Below are 16,739 nucleotides of genomic sequence, written 5' to 3'. Positions count from 1 at the left end.
TCAGAGTGTCACACCATGCGGCTCAGGAGAAGTTCAGCTTGCCGGTCCGGGTGCGCTTCAGCTCGTAGAACTCCGGGTAGCTCGCCAGCGCCACCGCGCCGTCGAAGACCTTCAGCGCGGCCTCGCCGCGCGGGATGCTGCTCAGCACCGGCCCGAAGAACGCCACGCCGTCGATGTGGATCGTGGGCGTGCCGACGTCCGTGCCCACCGGGTCCATGCCGCGGTGGTGGGACGCGCGCAGGTCCGCGTCGTGCTCGTCGGTGTGCGCGGCCCCGGCCAGCTCGGCGGGCAGGCCCACCTCGGCCAGCGCCTCCACCACGACCGCGTCCCAGTCCTTGTTGCCCTGGTTGTGGATGCGGGTGCCGAGCGCGGTGTACAGGTCGCGCAGCACGCCGTCGCCCTTGAGCTTCGCCGCCGCGATGGCCACGCGCACCGGCCCCCAGCCCCGGTCCATCATGTCGCGGTAGTGGTCGTCCAGGTCTCGGCCCTCGTTGAGCACGGACAGGCTCATCACCCGGAAGTCGAGGTCGACGTCCCGCTGCTTCTCGACCTCCAGAATCCATCGGGACGAGATCCACGCGAACGGGCAGATCGGGTCGAAGTAGAAGTCGACCTTCGTGCGTCCCTCTGTCGACATGCGGTGCTCTCCTCCGTGCGTCCGGCGGGCCGACCGCCGGTGCGGTCCCCCGATCCTGCACAACCAACCGGACCCGCGCAGTCTTCCCTCGGACGCCAGTCCACTTCCGGGCGTCCCACGTGATTGGATGCGGGAGTCGTGTTCACCCGCACGACACCCTTCCCCCGTTCCGACGAGGTCAGCGCCCCGTGCGCCGGCAGACGAGGTGACCATGGCGGCACCCAACCTCACCCGCGACCAGGCGCAGCAGCGGGCTGCGCTGCTGGAAGTCGACTCCTACCGGATCGAGCTGGACCTGACCGACGGCGGCGGAAAGCCCGGGTCGGACACGTTCCGCTCCACGACGACGGTGGCGTTCCGCAGCCGGACGCCGGGCGCGTCATCGTGGGTCGACGTCGTGGCCGCCACCGTGCACCGCGCCGTGCTCAACGGCCGCGAGATCGACGTGTCGTCCTACCGCGAGGAGGACGGCCTGCACCTGCCCGACCTGGCCGACGTCAACGAGCTGACGGTCGAGGCCGATTGCCGGTACATGAACACCGGCGAGGGCCTGCACCGGTTCGTCGACCCGGTCGACGGCGAGGTGTACCTGTACTCGCAGTTCGAGACCGCGGACGCCAAGCGCATGTTCGCGTGCTTCGACCAGCCGGACCTGAAGTCGGTCTACTCCCTGAAGGTCACCGCGCCGCACCACTGGAAGGTGGTGTCCAACGCCCCGATCGTGTCCACTGAGGACGGTCTGGGCGGCGCGGACGTGCACACCTTCGAGACCACCAAGCCCATGTCGACGTACCTGGTCGCGCTGGTCGCCGGCCCGTACGCGGAGTGGCGCGACGAGTTCACCGACGGGGGCACCACGATCCCGCTGGGCATCTACTGCCGCGCGTCGCTGGCCCCGCACATGGACGCCGAGCGCCTGTTCACCGAGACCAAGCAGGGTTTCGGCTTCTACCACGGCGCGTTCGGCGTGCCATACCCGTTCGGCAAGTACGACCAGTGCTTCGTGCCGGAGTTCAACGCGGGCGCGATGGAGAACGCCGGCTGCGTCACGTTCCTGGAGGACTACGTCTTCCGCAGCCGCGTCACCCGCTACCTCTACGAGCGCCGCGCCGAGACCGTGCTGCACGAGATGGCGCACATGTGGTTCGGCGACCTGGTGACCATGCGCTGGTGGGACGACCTGTGGCTGAACGAGTCGTTCGCCACGTGGGCGTCCGTGCTGGCGCAGGCCGAGGCCACCGAGTACCGGCAGGCGTGGACGACGTTCGCCAAGATCGAGAAGTCGTGGGCCTACCGGCAGGACCAGCTGCCGTCCACGCACCCCGTGGCCGCCGACATCCCGGACCTCCAGGCGGTCGAGGTCAACTTCGACGGCATCACCTACGCCAAGGGCGCCTCGGTGCTCAAGCAGCTGGTGGCCTACGTCGGGCTGGAGAACTTCCTGTCCGGTCTGAAGGTGTACTTCGGCAAGCACGCCTGGGGCAACGCCACGCTCGCCGACCTGCTCGGCGCGCTGGAGGAGGCGTCCGGCCGCGACCTGTCGTGGTGGAGCGCGCAGTGGCTGGAGACGACCGGCCTGAACCTGCTGCGGCCGAAGTACTCGGTCGACGCCGAGGGCCGGTTCACCGAGTTCGCGGTGCTCCAGGGCGGTGCTCGGCCGGGTGCGGGCGAGCTGCGCACCCACCGGCTGGCGGTCGGCGTGTACGACGCCGACGAGTCCGGCAAGCTGGTGCGCACCCACCGCGTCGAGCTGGACGTGTCGGGTGAGCGCACCGAGGTCCCCGAGCTGGTCGGCGTGCACCGCGGCAAGATCGTGCTGGTCAACGACGACGACCTGACCTATTGCACGATGCGGCTCGACCCCGACTCGCTGGCGGCGCTGATCGACCACATCGCCGACATCGCCGAGCCGCTGCCGCGCACGCTGTGCTGGTCGGCCGCGTGGGAGATGACCCGCGAGGCCGAGCTGAAGGCGCGCGACTTCGTGAACCTGGTGCTGGGCGGCCTGCACGCGGAGACCGAGGTCGGCGTCGTGCAGCGGCTGCTGCTCCAGGCCCAGACCGCGCTGTCGTCGTACGCCGACGCCTCGTGGCGCGACGAGGGCTGGGCGCGGTTCACCGCGAAGACGCTGGAGCTGGCCCGCGCCGCGGAGCCCGGCTCCGACCACCAGCTGGCGTTCGTGAACGCCCTGGCCGGGTCCGTGCTGGACGACGCGACCGTCGCGGTGCTGCGGAGCTGGCTCGACGGCACCGCCTCGCTGCCCGGCCTCGACGTCGACACCGACCTGCGGTGGCGGCTGTTGCAGGCGCTGGTCGCGCACGGCGCCGCCTCGCTGGAGGACATCGCCGCCGAGGAGGAGCGCGACCCCACCGCCACCGGTCGCCGGCGTGCCGAGTCGGCGCGCGCCCTGCGCCCCACGGTCGAGGCGAAGACCGAGGCGTGGGACCGCGCGGTCAACGACGACGAGCTGCCCAACGCGGTGTCGGAGGCCGTCATCGCGGGCATCCAGCACCCCGGTCAGAAGGCGCTGCTCCAGCCGTTCGTGGAGCGCTACTTCGCCGACGTGGCCGACGTCTGGGACCGCCGTTCGAGCGAGCGCGCCCAGTCGATGGTGGTGGGCCTGTTCCCGTCGTGGTCGATCGCGGAGGAGACCGTGAAGGCCGCTGACGCGTGGCTGGCCGAGGAGCGGCCGCCGGCCCTGCGGCGGCTGGTGTCGGAGGGGCGTGCGGGCATCGTGCGCGCCCTGGCGGCCCAGGAGTTCGACCGGTCCTGAGCGGCCGGGCAGGCGAGGTGAGGGGCGGCGTCCACGGGTGCCGCCCCTCCGCCGTTCCCGGACCGCTGTCGGCGGGACCGGGGGCGGCGGCCGAGCCGGTGGGTGGCACTCGGGTGGGCGGAACGGGCACCGTCACCGGGGTGTGGCGGGAACTCCCGGCGTTCGCGCGGAAACGTCGGCCGCGCCGAGTTGGTGCGGGATCGGGAGGATTCCCTCCGCGGCGCGCCACGCGGCGTCGCAGTCGCGGCAGGTGGGCCACGACCATTCCTCCTTACCGAGCCTGCCGGCCGGGATGGTGACTTCCTCGCCGCACAGGGTGGTCGTTTCCTCGCAGGCCACGGCGTCCTCTTTCACGGCGTGGCGCTTGCCGTTGTGCGGCAGCCAGCGGAACGGGCGGAAGGACATCAGCGGCCCCTTTTGTCGTAGGCGTCGGCCCAGCGGGCGAAGACTTCCCGGGATTGTTCCGCCGAGAGCACGAGGTGGTTCAGCGCGCGCATCTTCGCCTCGTACTCCGTGATGACGGCCGGGTCGTCGTGGAAGACGGTGGCGCTGTCGGTCTCGGTGTAGGCCAGCGGTTTGGTGGGCGAGGCGAACGTGAGCAGGGTCGCCGGGTTCCTCAGCGCGCCGTGCGAGTTCGCCGCCATCGGGACCACCAGCAGGCTGAAGTTCGACCAGCCGCACATCAGGGTCAGCCTGAGCATCTGGTCGCGCATCACCTTCGTCCCGCCCACGACCAGCCGCAGCGCCGCCTCGTGCACGAAGATCACCGTCTCCGGGCCGGTCGGGCGGCGCAGGTTGTCCTGGCGGGCGGCACGGGCGCGGGCGACCGACCGGTCGCCGGTCAGGACGGTCGCGTAGTCCTCCGTCTGCGCCAGGCTCGGCACGGTCAGCGGCTCGTACGCCATCACCGTGCGCGCCGCGTTCTCGTGCAGCGTCAGGGCCAGCAGCGTGTCGGCCGACGGGGTGTTGCGGCGCACGAAGTTGCCCGTGTCCGCCTCGACGGCGATGGCCAGCACCCGGTCCCGGGTGGCCTTGTCCGCGCCGCAGCGGCCCAGCAGCGTGCCGATCTCCCACGGGCTCGTGCCCCGGCTGCCGGTCTCCAACTTCGACAGCTTGCCCAACGACCACCCGAGCGCCTCGGCGACCTGCGCCGAGGACATCCGCGACCGGTGCCGCACCCTTCGCAACTCCTCCCCCAACTCCCTGCTCCGCGCCGTGCTCAGGCGCGTCGGGACCTTTTCCTCTTGCTCCAACATTTCCCCCCGCAACGGAATAGATTTGCGCAGCAGGATGTACGGAGTGGGGATTTTCGTCAATACCCTCATCGGGGGACCGCCAGTACCGGTGGTCCCACCTTAAGCTTGGGTTATGCATCGAAGCACCTCCCGGGCCATCGCGCTCGGTGCGCGTATCAGAAACGTCCGGGAAAGTCGCAAGCTCAGCCAGCGCAAGCTCGCCCGACAACTAGGAGTATCAGATTCGTTGCTTTCGCGCAGCGAAACGGGGAGTCGATTCCTCGCCCGGGATGAAGTGGAATTGATCCTGAACGCCCTGGAGGTGGTGGGTCCGGAGCGGGACGAAATCCTGGACTTGGCCGCCGACACGAGCGGCTCGCCGTTGCACGTCATCGACGTTCCGCAGGAGCGCATCCAACTGGCCTGCCTCATCGACATCGAGGGCATGGCGGCGGAGATCGTCAACTGGTCGCCACAGCTCGTGCCCGGCCTGCTCCAGGTTCCCGGCTACACGCGGTCGATCATGGAGCGCGCCCGGAAGCCCCGGAACGAGATCGACGCGCGGGTCGCGCTGCGGATGGGGCGGAGCGAGGTGCTGACCCGCGACGACCCGGTCCGCTACACCGCCGTCATCGGCGAGGGGGTGCTGAGCCAGCGGTTCGGCGGCCCTGAGGTCATGCGGGAACAGCTGTCGCACCTGCTCAAGATGGGTGCGGAACCCCACGTCGACCTGCGCGTGATGCCGTGCGCCACCGACTGGCACCCCGGTCACGACGGGCAGTTCTCGCTGCTGGTCGACGACGCGGCGGTCTCCTACGTCCACTTCGAGAACAACGTCAGCTGCCTGTTCGTCCAGGAGGAGGACGTGGTGGCCCGCTACCGCGGCTGGGTGCCAAGGTTGCTGGAGGCCGCGCTGAGCCGGGAGGAGTCGGCCTCCCTGATCACGCGGCACCTCGACGGCCTGGAGGGTGCGCATGGAGGTTCGGTGGAGGAAGTCGAGCAGGAGCGGTAGCGCCAACGACTGCGTCGAGGTGGCGAGCCACCTGGGCGCGGTCAGGGACAGCAAGAACCCCGCCGCGGTGCTGGAGATCAGCCCCCGACGACTGCGGGCGTTCGTACAGGTGGCCAAGAAATCGTGAGAAAAAAGGCCCCGGTCGGGTGACCGGGGCCTTCCACTTCCGGATGTTCTAGCGGGGCGCGCGCCCGGCCTGGTCGGTCAGCATGCGCAGGCCGCTGATGAGACCGCCGGCGAGGTCGCCCTCCTTGAAGGACGCGACCATGCTCATGACGGCGAGCTTGGCGCCCCGGTCGGCGAGCCGCCGGTGGGACTCCTCGCCGGTCACGACCTCGACGACCCGCTCACCGGGCGACACCGCGACCAGCACGGCGTGCGCGGGGCGGGGCGTGGCGGCGTGCAGCTCCTCGGCGCGGGCGCGGGAGTCGGAGCCGAGGGTGCCGAGGTAGACGCTGAAGTCCAGCCCGGTGGTGCGGCTGGCCAGCGTCAGGGCCTCGTCCAGGGTCGCCAGCTGCACCGGCGTGAACGGCAGGCTCGGCGCGTGCGGCTCGTGCATCTTCGCGACGGACACGCGGCCGCTGTTGGTGACGGCCGCGCCGACCGGCAGGGTCGACGGGTCGACCTCGACCCGGTTCAGCTCACCAGTTGCCACGAGCGCCTCCCTTGGCGGTGCGGCCCTCACCCGGGACCGCGGCGGGCGCGTGCGCGCCACCGGACAGCCCGGCGGGGTTCGCGGTCCACCACACGGGGGCGTAGCCCCATTCCTGGCCCGGGCGGTACCGCTGGATGCGGGTGGCCTTCGGCCTCAGCGTCAGTAGCGTGATCACGCCGTAGATGGCCAGCGGGATCAGCGCGAAGACGAGCACGGTCTCCACGATGGTCACGGCGGTTACGGTAACCGATCGACCCGCGCGAGTCCGGGCGAGGGCACCGTTCGCGCGGGTCGCGCCGGGCGCACAACTGTGAACGGGCCCCTCGTGCGCGCATCGCCGATCACGCTCCGCGCGGTGATCGGCGGTGACCGCGGCCCGGTTGGGGCCGGAGCCCCCGTCGATCACGCCCGGCGGCTCCGTCGCACGCCACGTGCCGGTGTGATGTGGACAACGTCCTACCTGGGAGAACGTCACGGTCGGTGTCGATCAGTGCCGGATGCACTAGTTCGGACTCTCGATCGTCGCAGTGCGTACACCCAGGCGGTCTGCCGCCGTACGGGGGTTCATGGCGGCCGGTTTGGCGTCTTGTCCTGGGCCCACTCGGCTTCTAGCTTTTCACCTGTACGGGTCTTGCGCATCGACTACTGGTTTCTACTTTGCACCCGTTGAGCCTCGGAGGACACGACATGTACACCGAAAACCGCACCCAGGTCACCGCCTTCACTCTTTTGCCGTACACCCAATCGGGCCAGGCGGTTACGGCCGGTTGGCACCTCTCGGCGACGGCCGATTCGGTGCGCATCACCGCGAAGGACGATTCGGTGCGCATCACCGCGAAGGACGACTCGGTGCGCATCACGGCGTCGGACTCCGTGCGCATCACGGCCTCGGACTCGGTCCGGATCACCGCGAAGGACGACTCGGTCCGGATCACCGCCGCCGACTCCGTGCGCATCACCGCGAATGACTCGGTCCGGATCACGGCCTCGGACTCGGTGCGCATCACGGCGCGCCGCGAGGACCTCGCCCTCGCGGCGTGACCACCGGATCGGCTCAGGCCGCGGGCTCGCCCAGGTAGGGCAGCCACAGCGGGTCGGCCTCGGTAACGCCGGCCAGCAGCCGCCAGTGCGGCCCGCGGGGCGCGTTCGGGACCACGCGCAACCGCCAGCCCAGCTCGGACAGCAGCTTGTCCGCCTTGCGGTGGTTGCACTTCGCGCAGCACGCCACGCAGTTGGTCCACGTGTGCGGCCCGCCCCGGCTGCGCGGCACCACGTGGTCGATCGTCTCGGCACGCCCGCCGCAGTAGGCGCAGCGGTACCGGTCGCGGTGCATCAGCCCGGCGCGGGTCAGCGGCACCCGGCCGCGGTAGGGCACCCGCACGTAGCTCGACAGCCTGATGACCGACGGCACGACGACCTCGGACGTCGAGGAGTGCACCACGGCGCCCGCCGGGTCACCGTGCACCACCTCGGCCTTCCCGCACACGACGAGCACCACCGCGCGCCGCAGCGGCAGGGCGGTGAGCGGCTCGAACGTGGCGTTGAGCAGGAGGACCTTGCGCCTCCCCCAGGGCAGTACCAAGGGTGCCTGACCGGCTCCCTCCCCGCCGACCACAGCGTGCACACCGGGCTGTTTTTGGCCGGACGGGACCGACGGCGCGAGCCCGGCGTTCGCCAGGGCGCCGATCGGGGTGGGTTGTCGGTCTGGCACGCGACCACCTCCACCGGTTCAACTACAGAAGACCACAGATCACCCTCAAAAATCACCTGTGATATGTGACGTGTCACGGAGTCGTGGCCGAAACTTCGGTGAACACCCCCAATTGGTGATCGTTTTCATCAGGGCCGTTACGCTGACCCGGGTGACCGAGGACTCCCGCGCAGCGCTGCCTGCGACGATCACCTACCCCACCGCCGAGCGGCTCGACCTCGTCGAGGACCTGCACGGGCACCTGGTGGCCGACCCCTACCGCGCGCTCGAGGACCCGGCGGACCCGCGCACCGCCGCGTGGTCCGAGGCGCAGGACGCCCTGGCGCGCTCGTGGCTCGACGCGATGCCGGGCCGCGAGCGGCTCGGCGCCCGGCTGGCCGAGCTGATGCGGACCGGCTCGGTGGGCACGCCGGTGTGGCGGGCCGGGCGGGCGTTCTACGCGCGCCGCGACCCCGATCAGGACCACGCCGTGCTGTACGTGCTGGTCGACGGCGTGGAGCGGGCGCTGGTGGACCCCTCGGCGCTCGACCCGTCCGGTCGGACGACGCTCGACCGCTGGTCGCCGTCGCGGGAGGGCACGCGGCTGGCCTACCAGGTGTCCGTGGGCGGTGACGAGCACTCGCTGCTGCACGTCCTCGACGTCGACACCGGGGAGCTGCTGGACGGCCCGGTCGACCGCTGCCGGTACTCGCCGGTCGGCTGGCTGCCCGGCGGCGAGGAGTTCTTCTACGTGCGGCGGGTCGACCCCGCGCTGGTGCCCGAGGACGAGCGGCAGTTCCACCGCCGCGTGTGGCGGCACCGCGTGGGCGCGCCGGCGTCCGAGGACGTGAACGTGCACGGCGACGGCCTCGACCACACGTACTACTACGGGCTGTCGGTGTCCGAGGACGGCCGGTGGCTCGTGGTGAACGGCGCCCCGGGGACCGTGCGCAAGGACTCGGTGTGGATCGCGGACCTGCACGGCGACGGCGCGCTGAACCCCGTGATCCTCACCGAGGAGGGCGCGCAGTGCACCGCGTGGATCGAGCCCGACGGGCGCCTGTACCTGCTGACCAGCCTCGACGCGCCGCGGTTCCGGCTGTGCTCGGCCGACCCGGCGTCCCCCCGAGACTGGACCGAGCTGGTGGCCGAGGAGCCGGACTCGGTGCTGGAGGGGGCCGTGTGGCTGGACGGCTCGCTGGTGCTGGCGCGCACCCGGCACGCGGTGTCCGAGCTGCACCTGCACGACGCGGACGGCACGTGGGTGCGCGAGGTGCCGCTGCCGGGCCCCGGCTCGCTGCACGGCATGTCCACCGCGGACGTGCGCACGCCGGGCGACCGCGACGTGCTGTGGTTCGGCTGGTCGGACTTCACCACGCCGACGTCGGTGTACCGGTTCTCGGTCGCGACCGGGGCCGTGGAGCTGCACGCCGCCGCGCCGGGCGCGGTCGACATCCCGGACCTGTCCACCCGGCAGGTCGCCTACGAGTCGGCCGACGGCACGGTCGTGCGGATGTTCGTGGTGTCCGGGTCCCGGCACCCCGACCTGCCCCGGCCGACGCTGCTGACCGGCTACGGCGGCTTCGCGGTCGGCCGCGGCCCCGGCTACAGCGCCACCACCCTGGCCTGGGCTGAGGCGGGCGGGGTGTGGGCGCACGCGTCGCTGCGCGGCGGCGACGAGGAGGGCGAGGAGTGGCACCGGGCCGGCATGCGGGAGTCGAAGCAGAACGTGTTCGACGACTTCCACGCCGCCGCGGAGCGGTTGATCGCCGACGGGTGGACCACGCCGCAGCAGCTGTCGATCATGGGCGGCTCGAACGGCGGCCTGCTCGTCGGGGCCGCGCTGACCCAGCGGCCGGAGCTGTACGCGGCCGTGGTGTGCTCGGCGCCACTGCTGGACATGGTGCGGTACGAGCACTTCCTGCTGGGGCGGCTGTGGTCCGAGGAGTACGGTTCGGCGTCGGTGCCGGAGGAGCTGGGGTGGCTGCTGGCCTACTCCCCGTACCACCGGGTGCGGCCGGGTGTTGAGTACCCTTCGGTGCTGTTCACGGTGTTCGAGTCGGACAGCCGCGTGGACCCCAACCACGCCCGCAAGATGTGCGCGGCGCTGCAGGGCGCGACGGCGAGCGATCCGACCAAGCACCCGGTGCTGATCCGCCGGGAGACCGAGGTGGGGCACGCGGGACGATCGGTGAGCCGGTCGGTGGGGCTGGCCGTGGACCAGTTGACCTTCCTGGCCCGGGCGACGGGCCTGGAGCTGTGAGCTAGCTAGGAGGACTGAGCGGGTGAACGTGGACGTGGAGTCGACCCTCGCCGTGGAGTGGTGGTTGACCAACGGCCCGAAGATGGCCGAGGGCGCCCTGCGCATCGCGCTGATCGTGATCATCGCCGTGGTGGTCCGGGCGGTGCTGCGGCGGTTGATCGACCGGATGACCCGCGGCAACGGCGGCAAGAAGCCCAAGCTGCTCAGGCCCCTGCGCGAGCGGGCGCCCCAGGCCCTCGGGACGTTCGTCTCCGAGCGGCGCGAGCAGCGGGCCAAGACCATCGGCTCGGTGCTCAAGTCGTTCATCACGATCATCGTGTTCGGCGTGGCGTTCATCCAGGTCCTGACGGAGCTGGGCATGAACGTCGCGCCGATCCTCACGTCGGCGGGCATCCTCGGCGTCGCGATCGGCTTCGGCGCGCAGAACCTGGTCAAGGACTTCCTGGCCGGCATGTTCATGATGCTGGAGGACCAGTACGGCGTGGGCGACGTGGTCGACCTCGGGCCCGCGACCGGCACCGTCGAGGCGGTGGCGCTGCGGATCACCACGATCCGCGACACCAACGGCACGGTCTGGTACGTCCGCAACGGCGAGATCCTGCGGGTCGGCAACTCGTCCCAGGGCTTCGCGGTGGCGGTCGTCGACCTGCCGCTGGCCTACGGCGCCAACCTGAGCACGGCGACCGAGGTCCTCACCGCGGCGGTCGACAAGGCCGCCGCGGAGGAGCTGATGGCGAAGGACGTGACCGACAAGCCACAGGTCCTGGGTGTGGAGAAGGTCACGCCCGAGGGCATCACGATGCGCGTCACCGTGAAGGTCCGCCCCGGCCGCCAGTGGGCCGTGCAGCGGGCCCTGCGGGCCAAGCTGATGCCGGCCCTGGAGGACGCCGGGATCTCGCTCAAGTCCTAGCCGCGCCGAGAGTCCAACGCCCAGGACCCGTGAGTCCAACGTCCGGGGGTTGGACTCTCGATCGGGGTTCGTCGGGGGCGGGTGGCAGGATGGAGGGGTGACCACTCCTCCGGAGAACTTCTACGACGCGGTGGGCGGGTACGACACCTTCCACCGGATCGTCAAGCGCTTCTACGAAGAGGTGGCTACCGATCCGGTCCTGCGCCCCCTCTACCCCGAAGAGGACCTCGGCCCGGCCGAGGAGCGATTCCGGCTGTTCCTGATGCAGTACTGGGGCGGCCCGCACACGTACTCGGACACGCGCGGTCACCCCCGGTTGCGGATGAGGCACGCGCCGTTCGTCATCGGGCCCGTGGAGCGGGACGCCTGGCTGCGCTGCATGAAGGTCGCGGTGGACGCCGAGGAGATGTCCGACGAGCACCGCGAGCAGCTCTGGGCGTACCTCGACATGGCCGCGAACAGCCTCATGAACGCCTGGTCGTGAACCGGTGATCACCCGAACGGGGACGGCTTGTCGGTTGCGAATGGCAGGATGACCTCTCGTGCGACGATCCTCCGACCTCCCCCAAGAGATCGCCGACGAGTCCGCCTGGTGGCGTGACGCCGTCTTCTACCAGGTCTACGTCCGCTCGTTCGCCGATGCGAACGGTGACGGCGTGGGCGACCTCGACGGCATCCGGTCCCGGCTCGGCTACCTCGAACTGCTGGGTGTCGACGCGCTGTGGCTCACGCCGTTCTTCACCTCCCCGATGGCCGATCACGGCTACGACGTCGCCGACCCCCGTGACGTCGACCCGCTGTTCGGCGACCTGGCGGCCTTCGACCGGCTGGTCGCCGAGGCCCACGAGCACAACATCAAGATCACGATCGACGTCGTGCCCAACCACACCAGCGACCGGCACGCCTGGTTCCAGGCCGCCCTGCGGTCGGCTCCCGGCTCGCCCGAGCGGGAGCGCTACGTCTTCCGCGACGGCGGCGGCTTCGACGGCTCCGTGCCGCCCAACAACTGGCCCAGCCAGTTCGGCGGCCCGGCGTGGACGCGGGTGCCCGACGGCCAGTGGTACCTGCACCTGTTCGCGCCCGAGCAGCCCGACCTGAACTGGGAGAACCCCGAGGTGGCCGCCGACCTGGCGCGCACCCTGCGGTTCTGGCTGGACCGGGGCGTGGACGGGTTCCGCATCGACGTGGCGCACGGCATGGCCAAACCCCGCGACCTGCGGAACGTGGACCCCAGGGCCGAACTCGGCTCGGGTGTGCGGCACGACAACGCCGTGGACCCCCGGTTCGACAACGACGCGGTGCACGACGTGCACCGGCTGATCCGCAAGGTCGTCGACGAGTACCCCAACCGGATGGCCGTCGGCGAGATCTGGGTCAAGGACGACGCCCGGTGGGCGGCCTACGTGCGGCCCGACGAGCTGCACCTGGGCTTCAACTTCCGGCTGCTGGAGGCGCCGTTCGACGCCGACGCCGTCCGCGCGGCCGTCGACCACTCGCTGAACGCCGTGCGCGGCCTCGGCACCCCGCCGACCTGGACGCTGTCCAACCACGACGTGCCCCGGCACGTCACCCGCTACGGCGGCGGCGCGCTCGGCGCGAAGCGGGCGCGGGCGATGGTCCTGGTGGAGTTGGCGCTGCCCGGCGTCGTCTACCTCTACAACGGCGAGGAACTGGGCCTGCCGAACGTCGAGCTGCCCGACTGGGCGCTCCAGGACCCGATCTGGGTCCGCTCGCGGCACGCCGACCGGGGCCGCGACGGCTGCCGGGTTCCGCTGCCCTGGGAGGGCGACACGCCGCCGTTCGGCTTCTCGGGGGCCGCGGGCACGTGGCTGCCGCAGCCGAACGAGTGGGCGGGCCTGACCGCCGAGTCGCAGCTGGAGGACCCCGGCTCGATGCTGTCGTTCTACCGGCACGCCCTGGAGCTGCGGAAGTCGAACGCGGCGTTCGACGGCGAGGAACTGGAGTGGTACGGCGCACCGGCGGGCTGCTTCGCGTTCCGGCGCAAGGGCGGCGGCCTGATCTGCGCCCTGAACACCTCCGGCGGCCCGGTGCCGCTGCCGCCCGGCGGGGTGCTGCTGGCCAGCGGTCCGATGGACGGCAACCAGCTGCCCCCCGACACGGCGGTCTGGCTCGTGTGACACGGCGCCCCGGTCCGATCCCCGGGCGGACGTGGCGCGGGCGCGGTCCCCTCGACGCGCCTCCACCACTCCCCCCGGGGGGAGTACCCCGGTCGGGTCGTCCCGGGGGGGATCAGGAGTCCAGGACGTGGCGACCGCTCCGGCGGGTGCTCCCCCACACGGCGTCGACCGACTGGTCGAGCGACACGACCCTGCCGGCGCGGACGGCCGGCAGCGCCGGCAGCGTCTTCGGCTCCGGCCCGCCGACCGGGGCCGGTCACCGTCCACCACGGCCTCGACCGGCCCCGACACCCTGAACTCCACGCAGTGCCCTCCGTAGCCGGCTCGACCACCCAAGTAGTCGGCTGACCCCGAAAGGGCACTCGAACGTGAGTGGGATCAGACCAGCAGGGGAAGCATCGAGTGGCGGCGGCGGACCACCGCGCCGAAGCGGGCGTCGATGCGCAGCCACGAGTCGGTGGCGGTGATCCGCACGTCGTCGCCGGCGAGGAAGCCCATGCCGGACAGCGCGAACAGGCACCGCATGGGCACCTTGACGTCCAGGCCGGAGCCGCTGACCGTGAGCACGGTCTGGTCGAGCAGCGACGCGGGCGGGTTGCCGCGCGGCCCGGCGTTCTCGCGCGCCACCGCCACGCCCTTCTCGGCGAGGTCGGACACCACGCTGCCGGGCAGCCGGTCCACGGCCAGCCAGCCGGACGCGGGCGGCAGCGCGGAGCGCCACATCATGTCCCGGGCCGGACCGGGGTCGACGGTGGCGTCGCGCACCACGGCCAGGCCGGTGAGCAGGTCGGTCGCGGACACCGTCACGTCGGCGGGGGTCACCCGGCCGGCCACCGTGCGGGTGGCCAGCGCGTCGAACGGGGTCGCCACCCAGGCGTCCAGCAGGTCGCCGGACTCCCGGTTGCGCAGCCGCACCACGGACTGGGGGTCCAGGCGCACGGCGCGCGCGACGAACGCGCCGAGGTCGTCCCGCTCGGCGGGATCGGTGAAGACCAGTTCAGGCACCATTACCTCCGGCACGCCAGCCCGCGAGGAAGTCGCGCTCGGCTTCGAGGAGACGGCGGGGGCGCCCGGCCGTCAGGTTGTACGGGACCATCAGGGTCTCAGCGGTCGTGACGACGGCGCTGCCCTCCTGCTTGCCGTCCCGCACGGTGTAGTCGAGGGTGAACGAGGCGGCCTTCAACTCCCGCACCGACATCTCCACCACGACCTCGTCACCGGTGAACACCAGCGGCGCGAGGTAGTCCACCACGAGCCTGGCCACCACCACGCCCCGCGCCATGTCCGGCACGCCGTGCCGGGCGGCCTCGGTGAACAGCAGGTCGATCCGGGCCTCCTCCAGCAGCGTCACCGTGTTGGCGTGGTTGACGTGGCCGTAGGCGTCCATGTCCGACCAGCGCGGGCGCACACCCGTGACGAACACACCCAACTTGAACGCGCCTCCCGCTGTCGATGCCTGGCAGGAACACTATCCAGGTGCTACCGCCGGGTTGATGCGGCGTCCGCGTCGAGGAAACGCCCCAGGTCAGCGACCTCCTCCGCGACCCCCTCCGCGATTTCCTCGGCGATGTCCGGGCGGTCGCCGAACGGGGTCACCCCGACGCGCCCGCGTACCCGCCGCCACACGGCCACGACCCGGCCGTCGACCACGACGTGCGGGGTGAGGACCCCGCCGCCGGTCTGCACGAGCCGCGCGTGCGCCGGGTCGAGCACGGCGGAGCGGTCGCGGTAGCCGAGCAGGTAGGGGTCGAAGTGGCCGAGCAGCCGCACCGCGCCGGTGGGCGCGGCCGGTTCGCCGACCACCTCGGGCAGGTCCCTGGCCATCCTCTTGGGCAGGCCGCTCCACGCGGCGAAGTCGTCCGGCGTCGCCGGGCCGTACGCGCGGCGGTAGCGCCGCCACAGCTCGCGCACGCCGTCGTCCGCGCGGCGCGGCTCGCGGTCGGCGCGCAGCAGCCGGTAGGTGTCGTCCAGGCCCCGCCACAGCAGACCCGAGTGCGCGGCGAACGCGAGCAGGTGCGCGGGGGCCTGCGACGCCGGGTCGAGCGGGATGCCGACCTCCGCCAGGCGGGCGACGAGGGCGGGCCGGTCGAGCGGGTCGGCGAGCACCTCGCGCAGGGCGGGCAGGGCGCGGGCGCACAGCTCGTCGGTCAGGCCGAGCGCCGCGCGCCGACGGCGGCCCGCGGCGGCGAACACCGGGCCGAGCAGGTCGACCACCCACAGGTCCCGCTCGTGCAGCAGGTGCAGGGTGCCGCGCATGGCCCACGTGCGCACGACGGGTCCGTCCAGCGCCCGCACGCCCCGCGCGCGGGCGGCCAGCCGCGCGGCGGGCACGTCCTGGGCCTGGAGGGCGACGACCGAGTCCAGCAGGTCGTCCAGGTCCGCGGCCGGGTGCGAGAGCCGCTGCGCCCTCATCCGGGCGGCGGGGACGCTCACCGGCCGGGGGCCGCGCCCGTGGAGCCGCGCACCACCAGCTCGGGCTGGAACACGAACTCGGCGTGCGGCGCGGGCGTGCCGCCGATCTCCTCCAGCAGCGCGTGCACGGCGGCCTGCCCCATCGCCTCGACCGGCTGCCGGATCGTGGTGAGCGGCGGGTCGGCGAACACGATCAGCGGCGAGTCGTCGAACCCGACCACGGACACGTCGCGGGGCACGGACAGGCCGCGGTGGCGGGCCGCGCGGATCGCGCCGAACGCCATCAGGTCGCTGCCGCACACGATCGCCGTGCAGCCCCGGTCGAGCAGCGCGCCGGCCGCCGCCTGGCCGCCCTCGACCGTGAACAGGGAGTGCTCCACGAGGTCGGAGGCGTGCGGGCGGACGAGGGTGAAGCCCTCCACCATGCGCTGCGCGGGCACGAACCGCGGCGGGCCGACGGCGAGCCCGACCTTCTCGTGCCCGAGTTCCACCAGGTGGGACACGGCGAGTCGCACGGCGGTCCGGTAGTCGACCGACACGAACGGCGCGGACACCTGGTCGGTGAACCCGTTGATCATCACGAACGGCACGCCGCGCCCGGCCAGCTTCACGTACCGGTCCATGTCGGCCGTGGTGTCGGCGTGCAGGCCGGCGACGAACACGATGCCGGTGACGCCCCGGTCGACCAGCATCTCGGTCAACTGGTCCTCGGTGGACCCGCCGGGCGTCTGCGTGCAGAGCACCGGCGTGTAGCCGTCTCGCGTCAACACCTGTTCGATGACCTGCGCGAACGCCGGGAAAATCGGGTTGTTCAACTCGGGGGTGATCAACCCGATCAACCCCGCGCTTCGCTGGCGGAGCCTGGGCGGGCGCTCGTAGCCGAGGACGTCCATCGCGGCGACCACGGCCTGCCGGGTGGCGGAGGAGACCCCCGGCTTGCCGTTGACCACCCGGCTCACGGTCGCCTCGCTCACGCCCGCCTGGTTCGCGATGTCACTGAGGCGCGCTGTCACA

18 protein-coding genes are annotated in these 16,739 nt (G+C 71.8%); 8 read left to right on the top strand and 10 right to left on the bottom strand.

The features are described from left to right. Positions 1-22: 22 nt before the first annotated feature. The gene (locus J2S66_RS35030) at positions 23-637 is read right to left on the bottom strand and encodes a DsbA family oxidoreductase (protein WP_310313515.1); all 615 of its coding nucleotides are present in this window, start codon (positions 635-637) and stop codon (positions 23-25) included. A gap of 211 nt (positions 638-848) precedes the next feature. On the opposite strand from J2S66_RS35030, the gene pepN reads away from it, so the two are divergent. Next, a complete protein-coding gene (pepN, locus tag J2S66_RS35025) occupies positions 849-3,410 on the top strand; it encodes an aminopeptidase N (RefSeq protein ID WP_310313512.1) in 2,562 nt (853 codons plus the stop codon). 132 nt (positions 3,411-3,542) lie between these two features. On the opposite strand, the gene J2S66_RS35020 is transcribed toward pepN, so the two are convergent. After that, a complete protein-coding gene (locus tag J2S66_RS35020; protein ID WP_310313509.1) occupies positions 3,543-3,815 on the bottom strand; it encodes an HC3 family zinc finger protein in 273 nt (90 codons plus the stop codon). Beyond that, positions 3,815-4,666 (bottom strand): helix-turn-helix domain-containing protein, encoded by an 852-nt coding sequence (locus tag J2S66_RS35015; protein WP_310313506.1) that lies wholly within the window; start codon positions 4,664-4,666, stop codon positions 3,815-3,817. Before J2S66_RS35015 ends, J2S66_RS35020 begins: the two co-directional genes overlap by 1 nt. 112 nt (positions 4,667-4,778) lie before the next feature. Here J2S66_RS35015 and J2S66_RS35010 point away from each other — a divergent pair, with 112 nt between their 5' ends. Continuing rightward, entirely contained in the window at positions 4,779-5,657 is an 879-nt protein-coding gene (locus tag J2S66_RS35010; protein ID WP_310313502.1) for a helix-turn-helix domain-containing protein, read from the top strand. Then, complete coding sequence (locus J2S66_RS35005) at positions 5,620-5,784, top strand: DUF397 domain-containing protein (RefSeq protein ID WP_310313500.1); 165 nt, start codon at positions 5,620-5,622, stop codon at positions 5,782-5,784. Before J2S66_RS35010 ends, J2S66_RS35005 begins: the two co-directional genes overlap by 38 nt. 48 nt (positions 5,785-5,832) lie before the next feature. On the opposite strand, the gene J2S66_RS35000 is transcribed toward J2S66_RS35005, so the two are convergent. Together J2S66_RS35000 and ctaJ are read right to left on the bottom strand one after the other, a co-directional pair. Further along, complete coding sequence (locus J2S66_RS35000) at positions 5,833-6,312, bottom strand: DUF5130 family protein (protein ID WP_310313497.1); 480 nt, start codon at positions 6,310-6,312, stop codon at positions 5,833-5,835. Next, entirely contained in the window at positions 6,299-6,544 is a 246-nt protein-coding gene (gene ctaJ, locus J2S66_RS34995; RefSeq protein WP_306749052.1) for an aa3-type cytochrome oxidase subunit CtaJ, read from the bottom strand. Before ctaJ ends, J2S66_RS35000 begins: the two co-directional genes overlap by 14 nt. Before the next feature lie 590 nt (positions 6,545-7,134). Between ctaJ and J2S66_RS37285 the strand changes: the two genes are divergently transcribed. Beyond that, positions 7,135-7,353, top strand: a complete 219-nt coding sequence (locus tag J2S66_RS37285) for a hypothetical protein (RefSeq protein ID WP_310313489.1) — start codon at positions 7,135-7,137, stop codon at positions 7,351-7,353. Between the two features lie 13 nt (positions 7,354-7,366). Here the strand turns inward: J2S66_RS37285 and J2S66_RS34985 are convergent, their stop codons facing one another. Then, a complete protein-coding gene (locus J2S66_RS34985; protein WP_310313486.1) occupies positions 7,367-8,023 on the bottom strand; it encodes an HNH endonuclease in 657 nt (218 codons plus the stop codon). Between the two features lie 151 nt (positions 8,024-8,174). On the opposite strand from J2S66_RS34985, the gene J2S66_RS34980 reads away from it, so the two are divergent. The 4 genes from J2S66_RS34980 (at position 8,175) to J2S66_RS34965 (ending at position 13,313) form a co-directional block, all read left to right on the top strand. After that, entirely contained in the window at positions 8,175-10,265 is a 2,091-nt protein-coding gene (locus tag J2S66_RS34980) for a prolyl oligopeptidase family serine peptidase (protein WP_310313484.1), read from the top strand. A gap of 82 nt (positions 10,266-10,347) precedes the next feature. Beyond that, complete coding sequence (locus J2S66_RS34975; RefSeq protein WP_310315327.1) at positions 10,348-11,175, top strand: mechanosensitive ion channel family protein; 828 nt, start codon at positions 10,348-10,350, stop codon at positions 11,173-11,175. A gap of 97 nt (positions 11,176-11,272) precedes the next feature. Further along, positions 11,273-11,659 (top strand): globin, encoded by a 387-nt coding sequence (locus J2S66_RS34970; protein ID WP_310313481.1) that lies wholly within the window; start codon positions 11,273-11,275, stop codon positions 11,657-11,659. 58 nt (positions 11,660-11,717) lie between these two features. Beyond that, positions 11,718-13,313 carry a glycoside hydrolase family 13 protein gene (locus tag J2S66_RS34965; protein WP_310313478.1) on the top strand — a complete coding sequence of 532 codons (1,596 nt, stop codon included), beginning with the start codon at positions 11,718-11,720 and terminating at the stop codon, positions 13,311-13,313. A gap of 378 nt (positions 13,314-13,691) precedes the next feature. Here J2S66_RS34965 and J2S66_RS34960 read toward each other — a convergent pair whose 3' ends face one another. Genes J2S66_RS34960 through J2S66_RS34945 form a run of 4 tightly spaced genes read right to left on the bottom strand, consistent with a single transcriptional unit; the run spans position 13,692 to position 16,738 of the window. Continuing rightward, positions 13,692-14,318, bottom strand: a complete 627-nt coding sequence (locus J2S66_RS34960; RefSeq protein ID WP_310313475.1) for a DUF8010 domain-containing protein — start codon at positions 14,316-14,318, stop codon at positions 13,692-13,694. After that, positions 14,311-14,742 (bottom strand): acyl-CoA thioesterase, encoded by a 432-nt coding sequence (locus tag J2S66_RS34955; protein WP_310313473.1) that lies wholly within the window; start codon positions 14,740-14,742, stop codon positions 14,311-14,313. Before J2S66_RS34955 ends, J2S66_RS34960 begins: the two co-directional genes overlap by 8 nt. Positions 14,743-14,792: 50 nt before the next feature. Further along, complete coding sequence (locus J2S66_RS34950) at positions 14,793-15,746, bottom strand: DNA glycosylase AlkZ-like family protein (RefSeq protein ID WP_310313471.1); 954 nt, start codon at positions 15,744-15,746, stop codon at positions 14,793-14,795. After that, a complete protein-coding gene (locus tag J2S66_RS34945) occupies positions 15,743-16,738 on the bottom strand; it encodes a LacI family DNA-binding transcriptional regulator (RefSeq protein ID WP_310313468.1) in 996 nt (331 codons plus the stop codon). The genes J2S66_RS34950 and J2S66_RS34945 overlap by 4 nt, the downstream gene beginning before the upstream one ends. Position 16,739: the final 1 nt, after the last annotated feature.

Source organism: Saccharothrix longispora (assembly GCF_031455225.1).
GTDB classification, from domain to species: domain Bacteria; phylum Actinomycetota; class Actinomycetes; order Mycobacteriales; family Pseudonocardiaceae; genus Actinosynnema; species Actinosynnema longispora.
This window is presented reverse-complemented; position numbering and strand designations above follow the sequence as displayed.